The sequence below is a fragment of the Agriterribacter sp. genome (assembly GCF_035497235.1).
Classification (GTDB): Bacteria; Bacteroidota; Bacteroidia; order Chitinophagales; family Chitinophagaceae; genus Agriterribacter.
The window spans coordinates 59,629-80,250 of sequence record NZ_DATJEB010000054.1; the positions used below are offsets into that span (position 1 = coordinate 59,629).

Sequence of the window (20,622 nt, forward strand, 5' to 3'; positions counted from 1 at the left end):
TTTCTCTGAGCAGTACCGCCCCTACAGATTTTTCACGCGTGTAAAATTATACTCAACCCCTTAACCGGGCGACCTGTTCAAAATGACAGGAGAAAGTGAAGTATTGCTTCTATAGATTTTTACTTCCTTCAAATTCCTCCCAACCCAAAAACCCCTGGAAAAAAATAAATAACAAATACGTCAAGCGAATAAAAACCCTAAAGCTTGCTATCTTTAAGCTATTGCATTATTACTCCTAATACTTTTTTATATGAGCCAGCACAATTTTAACCGCCGCCAGTTTATTCGCGGCGCATCCGCAGCCCTTGCACTCGCTTCTCTTCAGGCCAATGGCATGGATTTTTTAGCGTCCCCTTCAGCAAAACCGCGGCGTGTAGCCCTGATTGGTACCGGGTGGTATGGCAAGAGCGATCTGTTCCGGCTGATACAGGTTGCGCCCGTTGAAGTAGTAGGATTGTGCGACCCGGATAAGCACCAGTTGGAGAAAGCCGCGGAAATGGTAAGCCAGCGGCAATCCAATCATAAAAGGCCGGCTACATATGGCGATTACCGTAAGCTGCTGGCAGAACAGAAACCAGAGATCGTGCTGATTGGCTCACCCGACCACTGGCACGCCCTGCAGGCCATAGACGCTATAAAAGCAGGTGCGCATGTGTATGTGCAAAAACCCATTAGCGTTGATGTAATGGAAGGTGAAGCCATGGTAGCCGCGGCACGAAAATACAACCGCGTGGTACAGGTGGGCACACAGCGCAAAAGCACACCGCATTTGATTGACGCAAAGAAAAATATAGTAGACACCGGCCTGCTGGGGAAAATATCGCATGTAGAAATGTGCTGCTATTACCATATGCGCAATAATGGTAACCCGCCTGTGCAATCGGTACCTGACTTCTTTGATTACGAAATGTGGACAGGCCCCGCCCCCATGCGCCCTTATGACGGACTGCCACATGTACGCTGGTGGCGCACGTTTATGGAATATGGTAACGGCATTATGGGCGATATGTGTATTCATATGTTCGACACCGTTAGATGGATGCTGCAATTAGGCTGGCCCAACAGTATCAGTTCTACAGGCGGTATTTACGTTGACAAAACCGGCAAAAGCAATATAGCCGATACGCAGTCCGCTATTTTTGCATACAATGAGCTTAATTGTGTATGGCAACACCGGAGCTGGGGCACACCTGCCGACCCGGAATACCCCTGGTCGTTTAAGCTGTACGGCGAAAAAGGCACTTTGTGTGCCAGCACCATGCAATATGATTTTATACCACAGGGCAGGGGCGAAAAAATGCATAAGGATGTGGTATATGAAAAGGAAAAATACCCCGAAGATCTTACAGAACCCGATATTGAACTGAATGCAGCTCCGGCCACGCGATTGCACATGCTGGATTTTCTGAAAGCCATTGACAACAAAACCAGGCCCGTAGCCGATATTGAAGAAGGGCATATTTCTACAGCAAGTTGCATTATCGCCAACCTTTCCATGAAGCTGGGGCGGCCATTAGTTTATGATCCTGTAAAAAAGCTGATCGTAGGTGACGCGGAAGCTACCCAACTGTTGCAACGGCCTTACCGGCAACCCTGGGCACACCCTGCAATATAATTGCCGCTACAGATGTTATAGTTGCTTGTACAGTTTTAAAAGAAAGTAGCGGTAACGCATACGTGATTTTCAATACCTTAATACGTTAGCATAGTGAAAATTAAAATGGCTTCGCCAGGTCTGTTTCCACGCTTTCCTTTTTAACCACATGATAGGTCGTTCCGTCTTCCGTATAACTATATTCATCTACTGAATGGGTAATGATCTTCATCGAATGATCGAAGCCTCTTACCGTACCGCCCTGGGGCAAAGTCATGGATGTTCTTTCTTCCCCGTTAATATCGGGTATTGCCATAAGCGTTCCTGCCGGAAAATAAATAGAATCCTTTCCTATAAGCTGAAAGGGCTGCTGAGTGCCATAAGCTGAATCCATATAGCTTGTAAACGGAGTTTCTACACTATCCTCGTCAGTATCATCGCCAATATAAAATGAAAAATACGCCTTTGTTATTACATCAAAGCGCACACCGCTGCCCTTCATATTGTTGCCTGCTATGGTAACAGTACCCTCATTGTTATAGGTAATATAATTTGCAGTAATTTTATTTCTGTACACTATATTATCAACAGTATAGGTAGTAATGGCTTCCGTTGAAACCGTATTGGACATAAATATCCATTCGCCCGTGATAGTAAAAGGAGGAGCTGCATCTTCTTCTATTTCTTTATTACAGGAAAAAGAGAAAAGTATAAACAGGAAGGCATGACTTTTTAAAATGTAACGTAAACCAAATCGCATATTAACGCAGTTTGTAGTTAAAGATAAAGCACTATAGAGGTTGGTTCCTGTTTGCGTATTGAATCGTTCCAGCCTGTTCAAAAACTAAGCTAAATTGGTTTTATACAGTAAGAGTAAATACTTATGCCGCTATGCAAAAATCTGCTCTGCCGCTTCATTCTTCCACTGTTAGTATACGAATCTTTTCAGGGAATGGTTTGGTCAAACGATTAAAACCTCCCTGCATAAAACAACGCTCTTTCATTTTTTTTCATACAGCAGGAAATGCTGCATGGGCAGAAAGTTGCCCTTATAATATAAAGTGAAACCATTGGCCGACAATTCTTTATTGAGTTGCGCAACAGTGGTTTTATGCAGCGCCTTAATGTGTACCGCAGGGTCTTCACCACGATATTCTATCAGTAAAATCTTCCCGTCTTTTTTTAATGCGCTCTTTATGGATTGAAGCATTTCATAGGGGTACTCCAGTTCATGGTATACATCCACCATAATAGCCAGGTCAACGGAATGAGCAGGCAGGTTCGGCGATACGGCGCTACCTTTTATGATGGTAACATTACGGTTACGCGAGGCCGCTTTTCGCTTTTCAAGCGCGGCAATCATTTCATCCTGTATCTCTACCGCATATACTTTACCCTTTGGCAGCTTTTCACTTAGCTTAAAACTGTAATACCCCGTACCGGCGCCTATGTCTGCAACTATAGCCGAAGGAGATACATCCATTTTTGCAATAGCCAGCGCTGTATTTTCTTCCTGCTGGCGGTCTGCTCTTTCCAGCCATGCCGAACCTGCAGCACCCATCACATGGGCTATTTCCCTGCCTAAGTAATACTTTCCTATACCGTCTGCTGAGGTATCACCATAAGTATATATCGCATCATTTACCGGTTTTGCCTCTGCCCTTTTTTGCTGTGCACGACAGCCCGTTACACCAAACAAACTGAAAACGGGTAATAGTAGCCATATTAATTTCATACAACAGCAATTGAAGGATAAAGTTCTTGAAAATGTACAGGCAGGATCATTTTTCAAATGTAATGGTATTCACAAAACATTAAAAATGCTTTACGGCAATATATAGCTGACCTGAAAAGGTAAAAAATGGCTAATTTTCAGGCCGGTCTTCTTTTCACCGGTAAAAGTGATGCTGGTGAGAAGATAAGCTATAAATGGAGAATTTTGCAGATGAGCCATACCACAGCACTATTAAGAACGGTTAACGTTACCCGTTATGTTACCCCTCTACGGGAAGGCGGGTCACTGCCTGCTATTGCCGAAGCGGATGACGGATTTTTATATGTACTGAAATTTCGCGGGGCGGGTCAGGGTATTAAAGCGCTTATAGCAGAACTGCTTGGCGGCGAAATTGCCCGCGTACTGGGATTAAAAGTGCCGGAAATTGTTTTTGCCTATGTAGATGAAGCTTTTGGCCGGACAGAGCCCGATGAAGAAATACAGGATCTGCTGAAATTCAGCGAAGGACTTAATCTTGCGCTTCATTACCTTTCAGGAGCAATTGCTTTTGATCCGGCCGTTACCATAATTGACGCAAAGCTGGCTTCGCAAATTGTTTGGTTAGATAGCCTGATCACCAATGTAGACCGCACTTCCCGCAATACCAATATGCTGATGTGGCATAAAGCATTATGGCTTATTGACCACGGCGCTTCACTTTATTTCCATCATTCATGGGATAATTGGGAAGAGCAGGCCATTCGGCCATTTACACAGGTTAAAGATCATGTATTACTGCCATGGGCAAGCGAACTGGAATCTGTAAATGAAACTTTCCGCTCCATGCTTACCCCTGAGCGTATCCGTGCTATTGTTTCAATGATACCGGATGATTGGCTCACTACCGGGACTTCACCCGGATCTGCCGGCGAAAAAAGGGAGGTATACATTCAATTTTTAACAACTCGCGTTGCCCATTCAGCAATTTTTGTAAAAGAAGCACAGCATGCAAGAGAAGCATTTATTTGAATACGCGGTTATTCGCATCGTGCCCAGGGTTGAACGTGAAGAATTTCTGAATGTTGGAGTCATTATGTATGCTTCCAAACAAAAGTTTTTACAAGTCATGTTTGAATTAAACGAGGAACGGCTGCGTGCATTTTCATGCAAAACAGATATGGAAGAGCTGGAAGCGCATCTTCGTTCTTTTGAAAGAATTTGTATGGGTGCAGCCAACGGCGGCCCCATTGCTCAATTAGACATGGCTTCCCGCTTTCGCTGGCTTACGGCAACAAGAAGCACGATTGTGCAAACCTCCAAAGTACACCCGGGGTTTTGCATAAATCCCCAAGAAACTCTGGAAAAACTATTTAACCAACTGGTATTGTAACTTACCTCTTATCACTTACCACTTACCTTGTGGAGTGTGAGCTCCCTATGCGAAACAAAAAGGAGTCCATACAACAGCTTCGGAAAAGCGTGTATTGAACGCCTGGTTTGAATTGCCCCTTGAATCCTGATCCCTGAAAAAAGCTATAAAAAATCAGAACGTAAACCTTGCCGTTGGCACAGGAAAAAATCCCTGCTGGTACAGGTAATATAATTTACGTTGCCTGATATTGTAATCGCGTGCAAATACGTTTTTATGATTGGTTATATTTTGAAAGTCCATTGAAAACTCAAAAGTGCTGCGCTTTAGCTCCCGGCGGAATCCAAATTTCAGATCTGCTCTGAAATACGAAGGGCCCTTTTCACTGAACGCCTCTTCTTCCCTGAACTTAAGCCTGCCGCTCCTGTCGGACCATTCCACATCAATAGGCGTCATATATTTTCCACCCACTGTGCTTACTCTTATATTCACCGAAATAATATCATTACCACGCACCTTCCACTCTTTGCCGCCCAGTACATTTACCACATGCCCGGTATTAAACGCGGTGTTTCTTTTTATACCATCGCTGCCCCTGTATTTTGAATTTAATGCGGAAGCGGTAACCATGAAATAAAATCCTTTGTGGAAAGATTGTTCAAGGGTAATATCCAGTCCATAATTATACCCGCTGCCTTTATTAACCAGGCTGTCATTATTGGCCAGCTCAAAACCAGCGCCCATGTTAAGAGACGAATAGGAAGACAGAGTTTGTTCAACCGGCACTTTACCCAGCCTTTGATAATACCCTTCCGCCCTGAACCGGGTAGTAGGGCTGATATTCCAGCCGTATGTAAGTATATAATGGTCACTACGGGTAAACTTCAGGCTCTTATTCGTGTACTGCACACCGTTATTAACAGGTGTTTGAAGATAATATACATACATATGCTGTGCCTGGTAATGGCGGCCATATCCAGCGCCCAGCACATGACCGGGGCTGATGGCGTATTGCAGTCCTGCCCGGGAACCCGATGCCATATTATCATTGATAGCCAGGTATTGGGCATGTAATCCGCCGGTAAGGGTAAAGCGGTTGCCAAACCTGCCGCGCCACTGCAGGTAAGCCTGTGCCAGTCCCAGGCTTCCGTCATTGCTTACATACATTATATCCGGCTCACCGGGATGCATTTCTTTATTCATCATTGAAAAGTTCGTATGATCGTACGACATACCTGCCTGTACACTATGCCTGGCATTGATTTTATGAATACCATTAGCAGCAAAAGAAAACTTGCCTGTACGGAACCGCGCATCAACGGATGGATGTACCGAACTATCTATATAGCTGATGGAGTCGAGGCTGTATTTTTCAGCAGTGCTGCTGTAGCCCGCTATAAATTTGAGGGTTGTTTTTGAACTTGCCTGGAAGGTGTAATGAATGCCGGTAACCGTGGTGAGGAACCTGTTGTACGAATTCCGGTAAATATCGCCGTAAATATCCTGCCTGGTGGTATCTACTTCGTGACCAAGAAAATTTACATCACTGCCGCCCATTATTCCAAATACACTGATCTTTCCATTTTTACCTGCACGGGAGCTTATTTTATAATTAATATCCTGGTAAAGCGGAACAGCGGAACCGGTTCCGAAATCAATTCCCAGCGCTTTAAATACACCCAGGGTAGAATAGCGGTAGTTTACCAAGTAAGATGCCTGGTTTTTTTTGCTTACCGGCCCTTCCGCCCCCAGTTCAAAGCCATTAAAGCCCACCTGCGCCACAAATTCATTTTTTTCGGTGTTACCGCTGCGCAGGTTGATGTCGAACACGCCCGACAATGCGTTGCCATATTGTGCGGGAAAAGCGCCGGTAAAGAAATCGGACCGGGCAATATTATTACTGTTGAGCATACTTATGGGCCCGCCGGTAGTATAAAAAGTTCCAAAATGATTGGGATTGGGAATATTGAGTCCTTCCAGTTGCCAAAGCATCCCCGTTGGACTGTTGCCGCGGATCACAATATCGTTCCTTGAATCGTTACCGGATATTACCCCGGCAAAATTGGCTGCCATCCTGGACGGATCGCCTAATGCACCCGCAAATTTCCGGGTATCTTCCATGTTAAAAGACCGGCCGCTTACCAATGCCATTTTGTTTTTTGCCTTTGCATCCTGCGCTCCGTCAATTACAATTTCCGTTAATTGCCGGATAGCTTCGGTAAGTACAATATTCAGGAATACCGCCTTGCCGGCTGTTACTACAATATCCGCAATGATACGTTCCTCATATCCCAATTTTGATACGGCGATCGTATGTCTGCCCAGCGGTACACGATCAAACCGGAATTTCCCGTTATGATCTGCTTCTGTTCCGCGCCGGGGTTCTATATTTCCAATAATAATTGTTGCACCTTCCAATGGCAGGCCGGAAGCCTCATCATGCACTTCGCCGGTTACAACCTGTGTTTGAGCACACAATGTAAAGGACAGGAAAAAAGAAAAAAGCGATAAAACTGATTTTTTCATGAACACTTTATTATCATTTATATAATACTGCATCAACCCATTTTACCATAAGGCAGATCCGTTAACCTATAGATAAAACTACCTGCTTCATGTTTGGGCAGCGAAATTATAAGAGTGAGTGATATTTCTATCTCCTTATTCTACGAACTGCATATTTGGCCGATAAACCGTATATTTTTGCTTTCCGGCTGTTTGCTACGGTTTGACGAAATGAAAAGTATTCATTTCAATTATGGCTATTCTTAAACAAATTTGTAATTTACCGCTCCGTTCGCAGGATTACCTGTTTGTATAACAAACTGTAATCTGTTGGAACCAGTAAATATTCCAATTATTTTTTTATTCACTTCTTTAAAATGTACAAATGAAACTGATCAACAGCTTTTTTCTATCCCTGTTGTGCATGTTTGCTGTTACATCGTGTAATAACAGCAGTAATACAAGTAATGCTGACACTACCGCCACCACAGCAACAGCAAATGCTGATAGCGTCAATACCGGCAGCGTAGACGGCTTTAAACTGGGCGTACAAATGTGGACGTTCAGAATGTTTTCTCTTACAGATGCCTTAAACAAGGTTGACAGTGCAGGTATTAAAAACATTGAAGCTTTTTTCGGACAACCTTTAGGCGGGGATATGAAAGGTAATTTCGGACCTGAAATGTCGGCCGATACCCGTGCCAAACTTAAAGCGCTGCTGCAATCGAAAGGCATCAGCATTGCAGCTATGGGCGTAATTTCCCCTGACGATAAAGCGGGATGGATCAAAGCTTTTGACCTGGCAAAGGAATTTGGCTTAAGCTATATTACCGCAGAGCCAAAGAAAGATCAATGGGATGCGGTTGACAGCCTGGCTGGTGCATACGGCATAAAAGTGGCTATACACGATCATCCCAAGCCAAGCGGTTACTGGTCGCCCGATTCTGTACTTGCCGCTATACAGGGGCATAGCAACATTGGCGCCTGCGCCGACATTGGTCATTGGGCACGCAGCGGATTAGACCCGGTTGAGTGCCTGAAAAAATTAGACGGGCATCTTATTGGCGCACATTTAAAAGATATTGTAAAGTTTGATGACACCAAGGCAGCCGACACCGTGGTAAGTAAAGGTGTAATAGATTTTCCGGCTGTGTTTAAAGAGTTCAAAAGGCAAAACTTCAGCGGAGTTTTTTCCATTGAACACGAATCCAACTGGTATCACAACCTGCCCGATGTGATTTTTACCAAAAAATATTTCGATGAAGAAGTGGCTAAGCTGAAATAAGTAACACTTAACGCAGGATACAATGATCCGGTGGGAATAAAGACCTGCCGGATTTTTTATTGGGGAATCAGCAGTTAGCTAAAGTATACTAACGATGAGCTGATAATGCTTTCTTTCACTTCCCATCTCTCACTTCTCTCCCCTCACAAAAAGCCCGTAAAACCGGCTGCTGGCGGTATCGGCGATCGTTCCGCTGGGCGTTTTGTAAATAAAATATGCGGCAATATCTTCCCTTTTTTCCGTAAAGATTAATGCTTTTTCCAGTCCCATTGTCATCAATACATTATCATAGGCATCCGCGGTAATCGCATCTTTAGCAAAAACAGTAACACTAACCAGGTTGTTCTTTGTGGGGTAACCTGTGCGGGTATCTATGGTATGACTGAATTTTTCTCCATTGCTTTCATGAAATTTTCGGTAGTTGCCTGAAGTAGTAACCGCGCCTTCATCAATAGCAATAATCTTCTGTATAACAGGAGCATCAAATCCATAATCGCCCGGGGCTTCAATGCCTATTTTCATTTTTTCGTTACCCGGTTTCTTCCTGCCTTTAATTCTGATCTCACCGCCTATTTCCACTATATAATCAGTAATATGATGTTGCTCCAAAAAATCCGCAACAACATCTACGCTGTAACCCTGTGCTATGCCGTCCACATCAATAGTAATGCAGGGTTTTGTTTTGATGAGCCGGTTGCCTTCTAATTTTATTTTATCCGTTCCAATACTTCGAAGTAATGTACGGACCTTAGCGGAGTCGGGATATTTTTTTACAGGTTTGGCACTAAAACCCCAGGCCTGCACCAATGGTTGTACGGTAATGTCGAACAGTCCGTCCGACTGTTGCCAGGCTTCTATGGATTTAGCTGCAACTGCGGCAAAATGATCGTCAATAACAATTCCTTTTTTTGACGCGTTAAACCTGCTGATCAGCGAAAAGGGTTTATATATGGAAAGTGAACTGTCTATGCGGTTTAAGATACTGTCTACCTGCGCTTTCCTTACCATGCTGTCCTTTGCATAATAAGTAATGTGCCAGGTGGTACCCTGGGCCATACCGTTCATTTGTATTTTCAGGAAATCATGGCTGCCGTTATATGAACGGAAAACAAGAAAGAGAAAAACCAGTGGTGATACATACCAGGTCATGCTTCAAATATAGCGCATACAATGTTCGGGAATCGTTAATTTATAACAGGAACCAAAACAAATGGTGCAGAAAAAAACTTATTATTTCTGCCGGAAGCTGTCACCTATGAAAGCCAGTGCATCGGTAATACCGGTGCGCCAGTAGGTCCAGCTATGCGCGCCATCACGTACGCGGTACTCATGCGCTACCAGTTTGGAGCGCAGGGCTATATGCAACAAAGAATTTCCTTTGGCTAAAAAGTCGTCATCGCCGCAATCTATCCAGTAACGTACCTTATTGAGCTCCGCTCCCGATTTTTTTTCAATAATGGATAGCGCCGAATTATCATACCATGCCTTACTTAATCTTGCCTTGCCTTTCAACCCACGCCCATACAATTGCCCAAATGTACGGTCCCATTGCGCATCAGGCATGTTGATCATTTCGTCATCGCTGAAAACTGCGGCGCTTAAAGGGGCGGCAGCCACAAAATACTGGGGGTACTTTAAGGCATACATCAGCGATCCGTAGCCGCCCATGGAAAGCCCTGCTACAGCGCGGTATTTCTTCTGCGATTTTATGCGGTACGTTTTTTCAATGGCGGGAATAAATTCCCGGATAAAAAAATCTTCATACTTCTCCTTACCATCATACGCGTTAATATACCAGCTCGAATCCGCATCGGGCATAATAATGATCATAGGTGGTATTGTTCCTTCCGCAATGGCCTTATCTGCATAACGGTTTATTTCGCCAAACTGCAGCCAGCCGGTATTGTCATCGGTATACCCGTGCAGCAGGTATACCACAGGGTAAGTTCTTTGCGAATGCTCATAATCGGCAGGCAGGTATACCGTATAGCTAACGTTCCTGGCCAAAACCGTACTGGAAACCGAAGCATCTTCTATTACTTTTCCGGTTTGCTGGGAATATAATACAGGTGCTGCGCACAGCAAAAGAAAGAGTAAAAGATAGGGCTTCATATTGGTTTACATTTCAAATTTAAAATTTGATGTTTGAAATAATTCTTATTGCGCCGGTGTAAACGTATAGTTCAGTACCCTTTCTTCATAATTAGCCAGCGTATAAACTACCAGGGTGCCGTTTTTACGGATAAACGTATACCGAAACCTGTCGCTGTTCCGTTCTTTTTTACTGGGTTTTCTGAACCAGCGTTCCAGATCGTAACGCGTGGTATTATATACCTGTATCTTCTTTAATTTACCGGTATTGATCTTTTTATTGTTATAGTCAGTATTGCCTTCAACAGGCTCAAATGTTGCCGGGCGGTATAAAAAACTGCCTACCGTTTGGCTGCTGTCGAAAGTTACGGTTAAGGTATCACCCAGGTAGCCGTATACATACCGTTCACCCCTGTCGCTGATATTTTTTTTAGTGGGTTCGCCAAAAAGCCTCATTGTTTCACCCGGCGTGGTTACCCCCTTCTGCAGTTTTCGAACGCTTTCTTCTGAGATGGGATGGTAGATGGCAAAAGGTGTGCTGGCAGGGTTATATCGTTTACTGCATCCCGTTATTAATATCCCGCACGTAATGCACGCCACAAGTAAGTGTTTATTCATAAGGAAAGACTTTTGATGAATGCAAATTAACTGAAACTTATGCACTCCTTCAACTCTTTTTCGGTATAAGCCAGTCCGTATTGCTTCAATACATCATCGGGCACGCCATTCCATTGGTTGGGCTGGTTACCTTTATACCCGATATCTTCAATGCCAATTTTAGATGTATAAAAACCAGTGCAGGTAAGATTGCGCATCAGTGTAAAAAAGGAAACACCCTGCGACATTTCCGGTTTTGCTTTTTTAGGCCAGGCAATATCATCCACCACCTGTATACGCTGCGCCTGGTCGCTATCCTTAAAATTTTTCCCGAAACGCTGGTAGCATTGCCTGTCTATCCAGCGTAAACCGCCGCGCATAGGCACCTGGTAACCGGGCATATCTTTTACAATAAATTCTATAAAGTCGGGAACACCCGCATCGGTGGCACTGCCACTTACATCATCTTTCGGAATAATGATATCCGACAGTATAGCAATGGTTGCCATTTCATGTTCGGTGAAAAATTTAGCAGACACTACCTTATTATAATGCGCTATTTCTTCCGGCTGCCTGTCGGGACCCGCGGCGGGCGTATTACCTGAACCTGCTAAAGTTGCAGCAGCATCCGCCTTTTTTTTGTCGGGTAATTTGCAGGCATCGAATAAAACGGCGGAAGACAGGGAACCTAACCCAATTATTTTTAATGACTTTCTTCTGTCCATAGCTGAAATATTTTTCGAATAATAGTTTTAAATGTTTACGAAAATCAGAGGTTCTGCTTCTTTAATTCATCAATGATATACTCGGAGGCACGCATAGATAATGCAAGGATGGTCCATGTGATGTTTTTATCAGCCTGCGATGTGAAGGCCGCGCCATCAACAACAAACAGGTTTTTACAATCGTGCGCCTGGTTCCATTGATTGAGCGCCGAAGTTTTAGGATCACTTCCCATTCTTGCCGTACCACCCTCATGAATGATCTTGCCGGGCGATTCGAGTCCGTATTTATTTTCCGGGCCGTCATTTCCCCCCCAGGTAATTACAGCGCCCATATTATGCATGATCTCCTTAAAGGTTTCCTTCATGTGCTTAGCCTGCTTCACTTCATAATCACTCCATTTTACATTGAACCGCAATACAGGAATACCGTATTTATCTACTACCGTAGGATCTATTTCACAATAGTTATCGCGCCTTGCAACCGCTTCTCCCCGGCCCGCCATACCTACGCCGGCGCCATAAAAAAACCGCTGATCTTCTTTTAAAGAAGCGCCGTAGCCGCCGGCCTCTTTTTTCTTTCCGTTCACTTCATATGCGCCGTTCTGACTTTCAATACCAAATCCAAAACCATAGGAAGGCATACCCATACCGCCCCAGTATTCAATATGATAACCACGCGGGAAATCTAATTTTTTATTATCTCCCCACCAGGGCGAATACACATGCATACCGCCTACGCCATCTTCGTTGTACCGCTTTCTGCCAAATAGTTTGGGAAGATACCCTCCCAAAGCCGCACCGGTAGAGTCGTGCAGGTACCTGCCCACCACATCGCTGGAGTTGGCTAATCCGTTAGGATGACGGGCTGATTTGGAATTGAGCATCAGCCGTGATGTTTCGCAGGCACTGGCAGCCAGTATCACTACTTTGCCCTTTACCTGGTATTCGTTCATATCCTCTTTATTTACATAAGATATGCCGGTGGCTAACCCCTGGTCATTGGTAATCACTTCCCTCACCATAGCATTGGCAATTACATCTACATTTCCTGTGGCCAGCGCGGGGTTCACCAGTACGGAGCCTGAAGAAAAGTCGGCATAAAACTGGCACGATCTTCCACACTGTCCGCAAAATACGCATACGCCCCGTTCGTTATTAACGGTTTTAGTAAGCATGGAAAGCCTTCCGGGTATTACCGGCACACCTGAACCTACAGCGGCATTTTTTATAAAAAGCTCATGCAGCCGTGGCTTGGGAGGAGGCAGGAAAAATCCGTCAGGATCATTCTCCAGTCCCTCATTGGTACCAAATACACCAATTAACTTGTCTACCCTGTCGTAAAAAGGCTTAATATCTTCATAGCCTATAGGCCAATCTTCTCCCAATCCGTCAATACTTCTTCTTTTAAAATCTTTAGGACCAAAACGCAGCGATATTCGCCCCCAGTGATTGGTTCGTCCGCCCATCATGCGCGCCCTGAACCAGTCCCATTCCGTTCCGGATGCTTTGGTATAAGGCTCTCCGTCAATTTCCCATCCGCCATAGCAGGCATCAAAATCACCGAACGGACGGTATTTTGTGCTGGAACCACGGCGCGGCGATTCGTAGGGCCATTTAAACTGGGTAACATTTTTCTTAGGATCGAATAAAGCGCCGGCCTCCAGCAGGCAAACTTTAACGCCTGCATTAGCCAGCATATAAGCGGCCATACCTCCACCCGCACCGGAACCTACAATAACCACATCATAATTTTTGGGGTTGGTCTTAATCTGAAAATCTCCCATACAATAATCTGAATTAAAAAAGTTCTTTAAAAGTGAATCCTAAATGTAACATTTTATCTAAAATGAAAATCGCTTTTTTTGTTTCGTGTAAACTACAATTACCGGTATCTTGGCAAGATAAAGGCCACGCAACTTAATTTTACCCCAACTTCAGTACATATGTCAATTATCATTGGTGCAGATATCGGAACTTCAAATATAAAGGTTATTGCTTTTAAAAATGATAAGGAAGTATTACTATCTGAAATATCCTCCTGCACTACCATACAATCCTCCTCCGGAAGAGTGGAACAGGATCCCGAACTGGTTTTACGATCTGTTAACAGATTGCTGAAAAAAGTAATAGCACAACTGCATGACAAGCCCGTTGCAGGTATTTGTTTTAGCGCTGCCATGCATAGTATTATAGCTATAGATGATCATAACAAACCGCTAACCCATGCTATTTTATGGGGCGATACAAGAAGCATGCTCCAGTGTAACCGGCTGAAAGAAAATGGTATGGCTGAAAAGCTGTACCTGCAAACCGGTGTACCCCTGCATCCCGCATTACCATTATGCAAAATAATGTGGATGAAGGAAAATGTACCCGGCATATTTGAGCAGGCGTGTAAGTTCATTTCATTGAAGGAATATTTTTTCTTTCAATGGTTTGGAAAATACATTGTTGATCATTCCATTGCGGGGGCTACAGGTATGCAGGATATACACCGTTTACAATGGAGCGAAACCGCCTTGCACGCTGCGGGTATACGAGAAGAACAACTTTCGCGGATAGTACCTGTAACACATGCCGAAACACAACTGACCGGATGGTACAGGAAATATTTCGGTATGGAAAACATTCCTTTTATCATTGGTTCCAGCGATGGTTGTTTGGCCAATACGGGCAGCGGGGTTTTTAATGCGGATGAAGCCGCGTTAACTATCGGCACCAGCGGCGCAGTACGCACCACGGTTTCTGCACCGGCGCTGAATAAGGAACCCACATTATTTTGCTACCCGCTGCTGAAGGATGTTTTTATAAAAGGCGGCGCAGTAAACAACGGGGGAAATGTGCTGCAATGGTTCGCCGAAAGCTTTATGGATCATAAATTACCATCAGAAAGCGCTTATACGTTACTGGTAGAACAGGCCCATACCGTGGATGGCGGGGCAAACGGACTGCTTTTTTTACCTTACCTGCTGGGAGAACGGGCGCCTGTATGGGATGCGGCTGCAAGGGGCGTTTTTTTTGGCATAAACCATTTGCATCGCCAGCCGCATTTTATACGCGCTGCATTAGAAGGCGTGAACTATGCTTTATATGATGTTTTTCGTGAACTTACCAAACATCACGATCCCGTTAAAACAATATATGCCAGTGGCGGATTTGTGCAGTCCGGGTTTTGGATTCAAATGGTATCCGATATTTTTAATAAAGAAGTGGTGGTAAACGACCAGGCAGATGCATCGGCTACCGGGGCGGCTATGCTTGGATGGTATGCAACCGGCGCTTCAAAAAACTTTAAGCCTTTATCATCCTCATTAAAAAAAGGAAAAACATTTTACCCCGATAAGGAAAAACACACAACGTATATGCGGCAGTTCGCTGTTTTCCGCTCCCTGTACCTGGCGCTGAAAAACGAGTTTCCCAAGCTGCAAAACCTGTGAGACTTGCTGCGCAGGTACGCAGCCCCGCAAGCCTCACAGGTTTTGCGCGACTTTCTTAACCAAGTCAATAGCATATTCAGTTTCCTCTGCGGTGGTAAATCTTCCCAACCCGAAACGGATAGAATTTTTAGCCAGCTCATCGTTCAATTGCATTGCTTTTAAAACATGCGAGGGCTCCGGGTTGGCGGAAGTGCAGGCGGAGCCGGAGGATACAGCGATGGTACGATTGATTTCAGTGAGCAGTTTATTACCGGGTATACCGGCAAAAGCCAGGTTGGTTACATTGGGCAGGCGATGCATAACGCTGCCATTTATAGTAACGTTCTTCATTTGTGTTAACCCTTTCTCAAGCTGATCTCTCAGCGCGCCAATGCGATGCACCTCTTCGTTCATTTGCTGCATACATATTGCACAGCATTTGCCCAATGCCACTATGCCCGGCACATTAAGCGTTCCGCTGCGCATACCTTTTTCATGGCCGCCGCCGTCTATCTGCGCTACCAGCCTTACCCGCGGATCTTTTCTGCGTACATATAAAGCGCCCGCGCCTTTGGGGCCGTACATTTTATGTGCAGACAGGCAGAGCATATCCACATTATCCGCCTGTACATCAACAGGTATTTTCCCCGCAGCCTGTGTGGCATCGGCAAAAAAAATAATACCCTGTGCTTTAGCGATAGTGCCAATAGCTTTAACCGGTTGCAACACGCCCGTTTCATTGTTGGCCGTCATAATGCTGATGAGGATCGTATTCGGCCGAATGGCAGTTTCCAACAAGTTCAAATCCATTATTCCGTCACTGTTCACCGGCAGGTAAGTTACCTCCGCACCTGATTTTTCCAAATGTTTACAGGTATCCAGTACAGCCTTATGTTCGGTAGTGCAGGTTATAATATGATTACCTTTCGTGGAATACATTTCATATGCGCCTTTCATGGCTAAGTTGATGGCTTCGGTAGCGCCGGAGGTAAAAACAATTTCAGAAGGATCGGCATGTATTAATTGCGCCACCTGTTCCCTGGCCTGGGTTACGGCTTCTTCGGCTACCCATCCAAAACTATGGCTGCGGCTGGCGGCATTGCCAAAATGTTCCGTGAAATACGGAAGCATAGCTTGCAGCACTTCCGGATCAACCGGTGTAGTTGCGTTATTATCTAAATATAGGGGTAGCTTCAACATATCCGTTCCAAATGAGTATGCCCAAAATTACTTGAAATAAAGGGGAACGGGGGAAATGTGATGAATGTGGAAATGTGAGAATTTGAAAATGGGTAATCAGTAGTCAGCCCTCAGTACTCAGCAGTCAGTAGTCAGCTAAAGTATACTAACGATGAGCTGAGAGTTCTCACCTTTCATTTTTCTTCTCACCACTCACTTCTCCACCATTCACTACTCACCCCCCAGCTTCCAGTTTCCCCTGTACTTTCTTCTCACAAACTGGTTTGCCGGTTCAAAATTAGTGATGCGCATGTTTTCGCCATCCCAGAGCAGTTGCTTTCTGCCATTGAACCTGCGGTTGCCTTTGGCATCAGTTTCAAAATGATTATAGCTGTGCACGGCCAGGTTGCCCATCAGCACCGTTTCCGTTAGAGGTCCCGATTTATCGAATGAAGAGCTGGTATAGGCGCCATACCCCTGTTTGCATGCTTTTACCCATTGCTGCTGATGTCCTTCGGTACTGCCTTCCACGAAACTGAATTTCGATTTGGGCAATTCCGTTTCCTTCATGTTTCGGGTAGGCAGCAACGTTGGGTTGCGGCCAAAAAGCCCGGCCATGATCTTGCCTTTAGTTCCTTCAAAAATAATACCGCCATCGTATTCGCCCATTTCTTCATCGGGTAATAATTCAACAGGCCGTTTAGGCCGGATGCCGCCATCGTACCATACCATTTCAACCGCCGGCATGTTTTCCCTTGCAGGGAACTGGATATGCGTTTTTGCGGAAGGAGGGTAACTGTCGGGGTAAATAGCTTCCTGGAAAAACCCGGTATATACAGACCCCACACTGGTTTCTACTGCAACAGGATAGCCCAGATTCAATGCACGGTAGGGTACATCAATGAAATGACAGCCCATATCACCCAGCGAGCCCGTTCCAAAATCAACCCAGCCCCGCCATATCGCAGGCAGGTAAGTAGGGTTGAACTCCCTGTAGGGAGCGGTACCGAGCCATAACTCCCAGTTTACCTCCTTGGGTATGTCAAATTTTCCTTTAGGTGTAGGAATTCCCTGCGGCCAGGTAGGACGGTTCGTCCATACGTGTACGGTATGCACATCGCCTATAACACCATCCTGCACCCATGTTTCAATAAGCCGGGTATCATCGCCGCTGCTGCCCTGGTTGCCCATTTGTGTAACCACTTTGTATTTTGCCGCAGCGCGGGTAAGCATACGGGCTTCATAAATATCGTGGGTAAGCGGCTTTTCGCAATACACGTGTTTACCCAACTGCATGGCGGCCATGGCCTGTACAAAATGCATGTGATCGGGTGTAGTAACGATCACCGCATCAATATTTTTATTTTCCTTTTCCAGCATTTGCCGGAAATCTTTATAGTAGGGCGCTTTGGGCCATCGCTTGCGGCCGTTTATTGCCTGGCGGTCGTCTACATCGCAGAGCGCAACAATATTATCCGACCCTTTGTTAAAAGCATAAGGCAGGTTCACCTCCGCTTTTCCGCCTACGCCTATACCGGCAATATTGAGCTTATCGCTGGGAGCGGTATATCCCTTCCCTAATACATAACGCGGTACAATAAAAAAACCGGAAGCGGCAAGCGCAGTGTTACGGATAAATTTTCTGCGCGAATTATTTTTTCTATGAGCAGGCATTCCTTAAAATTTTGTGTTAAGGTAGGAAGAAGTAGGGAAAGTTTATGATTTGTAGTTTGTTAGGCTATGGTTTTGATTTTGTAGTTTTTTCGATACAAAGGAAGATTCTTCCATCTATTGTGACACTGATTTTGTATTGTCATTAGCAGGCACGAAGTATCTATCCATCCTGTGTTGTTCCCTCATACCGCACGAAATGGCAAATCATCTTTTTTGATCGAAGTGAATGCAGATTCTTCCTGCGTCAGAATGACAAGCAGTGGTGCATGTCCAAACGTTTATAACCGCAGGAATAGAGCAGTATTACGACCCTGAAAGGATTGAACAATAAATGCCATGTTGTTTGATTGAAGCAGGAGGGCCGCTTTTTTACTAACTTTGCTGCGGGATGATGATGGAATTGAAACACTATGCCATGAAGCAACTGCTCCTACTTACTTTATCCATTTTCTTCGGACTAACCATTTGTGAAGCCCGTGGCGGAAAAGAAGGAATCGCCATTGAACTGGAACCACCCCAAAACGATATTATCCGGATGACGGTTTCTGCCGATGGAAATGAAGATTTATTCAACCTCGTTAAAAATATTATTGCCAAAGCGCCTGTAATTAAAGGATGGCAGTTTATTGCTTTCCGGCAAAGGATGCACCCGGAACAGGTAAAGGGAATGAAGCTAAAGGCACAGAACCATGAATTAGATCCGGGACAAATGAAATTCTTTCCCGTCATTAACGGCGATACGCTCGATCTGATCATATATGCAAAGGGCATAACCACAGAAAACTATAACCAGATAGCTTATGGTGCGCTGCTTTTGCTTGATAATATACTTGGTGAATACGATTGCGCTACAAAAGTGCGGAGTTACGACTTTCACGATATGCCTCTTGCAAAAGAAGCGCTGGAAGATTTGCTTCCCCTGTTGGATTTGGCAGCCTATGTTGACCAGTTTCATACATCAAAGAAGCAGTAGCACGGCGAAAACGGATAGGCTATCATTACAACTATAAAAAACATGAACCATATCAGGGAAAACTTAGCCGTAGTACATCAAAGAATACTGAACGCATGCCGGAATAGTAACCGGAACCCGCATGAAGTGTCCTTATTGTTAGCAACCAAAACGGTTTCGGCAGAAAATATAAAAATAGCCCTGCAACTGGGCGAAACCATCATTGGCGAAAATAAGGTACAGGAACTTAAAGAGAAATTTGATGCGCTGAAAGACATCCCTCACCAAACGCATTATATAGGTCATTTGCAGACCAATAAAATAAAAGAAGTAATAAAATATGCTAACTGCATACAATCGGTTGACCGGATTGAACTGGTTCAGAAACTCGACCAGCGCTTACAGCGGGAGGGCAGGAGTATTGATATGATGCTCCAGGTGAATACCTCTTATGAAGAAAGTAAATTTGGCTTGAATCCTGAAGCGGTGATCAATTTTGCGAAGGAAGTATGCCGCTACGACACGCTAAAAGTAAAAGGGCTGATGACGATTGGATTGTTCAGCGCAGAAAAAGAAAAAGTGCGAAAATGTTTTCAATTATTAAAAGATATCCGGACGGAATTGATAGCACTGGCACTACCAAACTTTGAAATGCAGCAGCTTTCCATGGGCATGAGCAATGACCTGGAAACCGCCATTGAAGAAGGTTCAACCATGATCAGGGTGGGAACCGCCATTTTTGGCAGCAGGATATACCCCGACAGTTATTACTGGAATGAAAAGACAACCATACAATGAATAGATTAAGCATACATTATTTGCAGCACGTTCACTATGAAGGTTTGGGCTGCATAGAAGAATGGATATTAGCCAACGGACATCAGCTTACTTCTACCAAATTTTATGCGGATGGTGATTTACCTGAGTTGGAGAGTTTTGACTGGCTTATTATCATGGGCGGTCCGATGGGCGTAAATGACGGGCAGCAGTATCCCTGGATAGAAGCGGAAAAAGCGTTTATCAGGAACGCCATTGACAAAGGCAAAAAAGTTTTAGGTATTTGTTTGGGTGCACAATTAATCGCCCATGTGCTCGGCGCAAAAGTATATCCCAATAAGGTAAGAGAAATTGGCTGGTTTTCTATACGGAACCTGCATAATGAAAATTTTTTGTTCGGGGGTTTTCCTGAGTATTTAACTGTATTTCACTGGCATGGAGATACCTTTGAACTACCCGAAAAAGCGATGCACATATTCAGCAATACCGCCTGCGCCAACCAGGGTTTTTTGTTTCATCATAAAGTACTGGCCCTGCAGTTTCATTTTGAAGTTACGGAAAAGGCTTTGCGGCTTATGGTAGCCAATGGAAGCCATGAACTGGTTCCGGGAGATCATATTCAACCGGCGGAAGTACTGTTAGCTTATCCTGAACGCGTCAAGGAGAATAATGAAAGCATGTTTCTCCTGCTAAATAAATTTGCCGCGTTGTAGCTTGCCGCTGCATATCCATTCTTCTTAAAAG

18 protein-coding genes are annotated in these 20,622 nt (G+C 44.6%); 8 read left to right on the forward strand and 10 right to left on the reverse strand.

What is annotated here, in order from left to right:
* Window positions 1-250: 250 nt before the first annotated feature.
* Window positions 251-1,615 (forward strand): Gfo/Idh/MocA family protein, encoded by a 1,365-nt coding sequence (locus tag VL121_RS20075; RefSeq protein ID WP_325408401.1) that lies wholly within the window; start codon window positions 251-253, stop codon window positions 1,613-1,615.
* A 100-nt stretch (window positions 1,616-1,715) separates the two neighbouring features.
* On the opposite strand, the gene VL121_RS20080 is transcribed toward VL121_RS20075, so the two are convergent.
* On the reverse strand, window positions 1,716-2,354 hold the full coding sequence (locus VL121_RS20080; RefSeq protein ID WP_325408402.1) for a hypothetical protein: 639 nt from the start codon (window positions 2,352-2,354) through the stop codon (window positions 1,716-1,718).
* Between the two features lie 240 nt (window positions 2,355-2,594).
* Complete coding sequence (locus VL121_RS20085) at window positions 2,595-3,329, reverse strand: class I SAM-dependent methyltransferase (protein ID WP_325408403.1); 735 nt, start codon at window positions 3,327-3,329, stop codon at window positions 2,595-2,597.
* A gap of 126 nt (window positions 3,330-3,455) precedes the next feature.
* Here VL121_RS20085 and VL121_RS20090 point away from each other — a divergent pair, with 126 nt between their 5' ends.
* Window positions 3,456-4,337 (forward strand): HipA family kinase, encoded by an 882-nt coding sequence (locus VL121_RS20090; protein ID WP_325408404.1) that lies wholly within the window; start codon window positions 3,456-3,458, stop codon window positions 4,335-4,337.
* Window positions 4,315-4,698 carry a DUF3037 domain-containing protein gene (locus tag VL121_RS20095; RefSeq protein ID WP_325408405.1) on the forward strand — a complete coding sequence of 128 codons (384 nt, stop codon included), beginning with the start codon at window positions 4,315-4,317 and terminating at the stop codon, window positions 4,696-4,698. The genes VL121_RS20090 and VL121_RS20095 overlap by 23 nt, the downstream gene beginning before the upstream one ends.
* A 153-nt stretch (window positions 4,699-4,851) precedes the next feature.
* Here VL121_RS20095 and VL121_RS20100 read toward each other — a convergent pair whose 3' ends face one another.
* Window positions 4,852-7,203, reverse strand: coding sequence for a TonB-dependent receptor (locus VL121_RS20100; RefSeq protein ID WP_325408406.1), 2,352 nt, complete (start codon window positions 7,201-7,203; stop codon window positions 4,852-4,854).
* A gap of 364 nt (window positions 7,204-7,567) precedes the next feature.
* Between VL121_RS20100 and VL121_RS20105 the strand changes: the two genes are divergently transcribed.
* Window positions 7,568-8,467: a sugar phosphate isomerase/epimerase family protein gene (locus VL121_RS20105; protein ID WP_325408407.1), complete on the forward strand. Its 900-nt coding sequence runs from the start codon at window positions 7,568-7,570 to the stop codon at window positions 8,465-8,467.
* Between the two features lie 129 nt (window positions 8,468-8,596).
* Here the strand turns inward: VL121_RS20105 and VL121_RS20110 are convergent, their stop codons facing one another.
* From VL121_RS20110 to VL121_RS20130, 5 genes are all read right to left on the reverse strand, one after another.
* The gene (locus VL121_RS20110; protein WP_325408408.1) at window positions 8,597-9,616 is read right to left on the reverse strand and encodes an FAD:protein FMN transferase; all 1,020 of its coding nucleotides are present in this window, start codon (window positions 9,614-9,616) and stop codon (window positions 8,597-8,599) included.
* Window positions 9,617-9,697: 81 nt separating this feature from the next.
* Window positions 9,698-10,579, reverse strand: coding sequence for an alpha/beta hydrolase (locus VL121_RS20115; protein ID WP_325408409.1), 882 nt, complete (start codon window positions 10,577-10,579; stop codon window positions 9,698-9,700).
* Between the two features lie 45 nt (window positions 10,580-10,624).
* A complete protein-coding gene (locus VL121_RS20120; protein ID WP_325408410.1) occupies window positions 10,625-11,158 on the reverse strand; it encodes a hypothetical protein in 534 nt (177 codons plus the stop codon).
* A 44-nt stretch (window positions 11,159-11,202) separates the two neighbouring features.
* Window positions 11,203-11,880, reverse strand: coding sequence for a gluconate 2-dehydrogenase subunit 3 family protein (locus tag VL121_RS20125; RefSeq protein ID WP_325408411.1), 678 nt, complete (start codon window positions 11,878-11,880; stop codon window positions 11,203-11,205).
* Between the two features lie 44 nt (window positions 11,881-11,924).
* Window positions 11,925-13,664, reverse strand: coding sequence for a GMC family oxidoreductase (locus tag VL121_RS20130; RefSeq protein WP_325408412.1), 1,740 nt, complete (start codon window positions 13,662-13,664; stop codon window positions 11,925-11,927).
* A 159-nt stretch (window positions 13,665-13,823) separates the two neighbouring features.
* Between VL121_RS20130 and VL121_RS20135 the strand changes: the two genes are divergently transcribed.
* On the forward strand, window positions 13,824-15,317 hold the full coding sequence (locus tag VL121_RS20135) for a gluconokinase (protein WP_325408413.1): 1,494 nt from the start codon (window positions 13,824-13,826) through the stop codon (window positions 15,315-15,317).
* A gap of 33 nt (window positions 15,318-15,350) precedes the next feature.
* Here the strand turns inward: VL121_RS20135 and VL121_RS20140 are convergent, their stop codons facing one another.
* Window positions 15,351-16,496 (reverse strand): IscS subfamily cysteine desulfurase, encoded by a 1,146-nt coding sequence (locus VL121_RS20140; protein WP_325408414.1) that lies wholly within the window; start codon window positions 16,494-16,496, stop codon window positions 15,351-15,353.
* A gap of 210 nt (window positions 16,497-16,706) precedes the next feature.
* On the reverse strand, window positions 16,707-18,149 hold the full coding sequence (locus VL121_RS20145) for a Gfo/Idh/MocA family protein (protein WP_325408415.1): 1,443 nt from the start codon (window positions 18,147-18,149) through the stop codon (window positions 16,707-16,709).
* Between the two features lie 415 nt (window positions 18,150-18,564).
* Here VL121_RS20145 and VL121_RS20150 point away from each other — a divergent pair, with 415 nt between their 5' ends.
* The 3 genes from VL121_RS20150 to VL121_RS20160 are packed head-to-tail and all read left to right on the forward strand — an operon-like array spanning window position 18,565 to window position 20,591.
* Complete coding sequence (locus tag VL121_RS20150; RefSeq protein WP_325408416.1) at window positions 18,565-19,122, forward strand: hypothetical protein; 558 nt, start codon at window positions 18,565-18,567, stop codon at window positions 19,120-19,122.
* Between the two features lie 42 nt (window positions 19,123-19,164).
* A complete protein-coding gene (locus VL121_RS20155) occupies window positions 19,165-19,899 on the forward strand; it encodes a YggS family pyridoxal phosphate-dependent enzyme (RefSeq protein ID WP_325408417.1) in 735 nt (244 codons plus the stop codon).
* Complete coding sequence (locus tag VL121_RS20160) at window positions 19,896-20,591, forward strand: type 1 glutamine amidotransferase (RefSeq protein WP_325408418.1); 696 nt, start codon at window positions 19,896-19,898, stop codon at window positions 20,589-20,591. The genes VL121_RS20155 and VL121_RS20160 overlap by 4 nt, the downstream gene beginning before the upstream one ends.
* Window positions 20,592-20,622 lie beyond the last annotated feature (31 nt).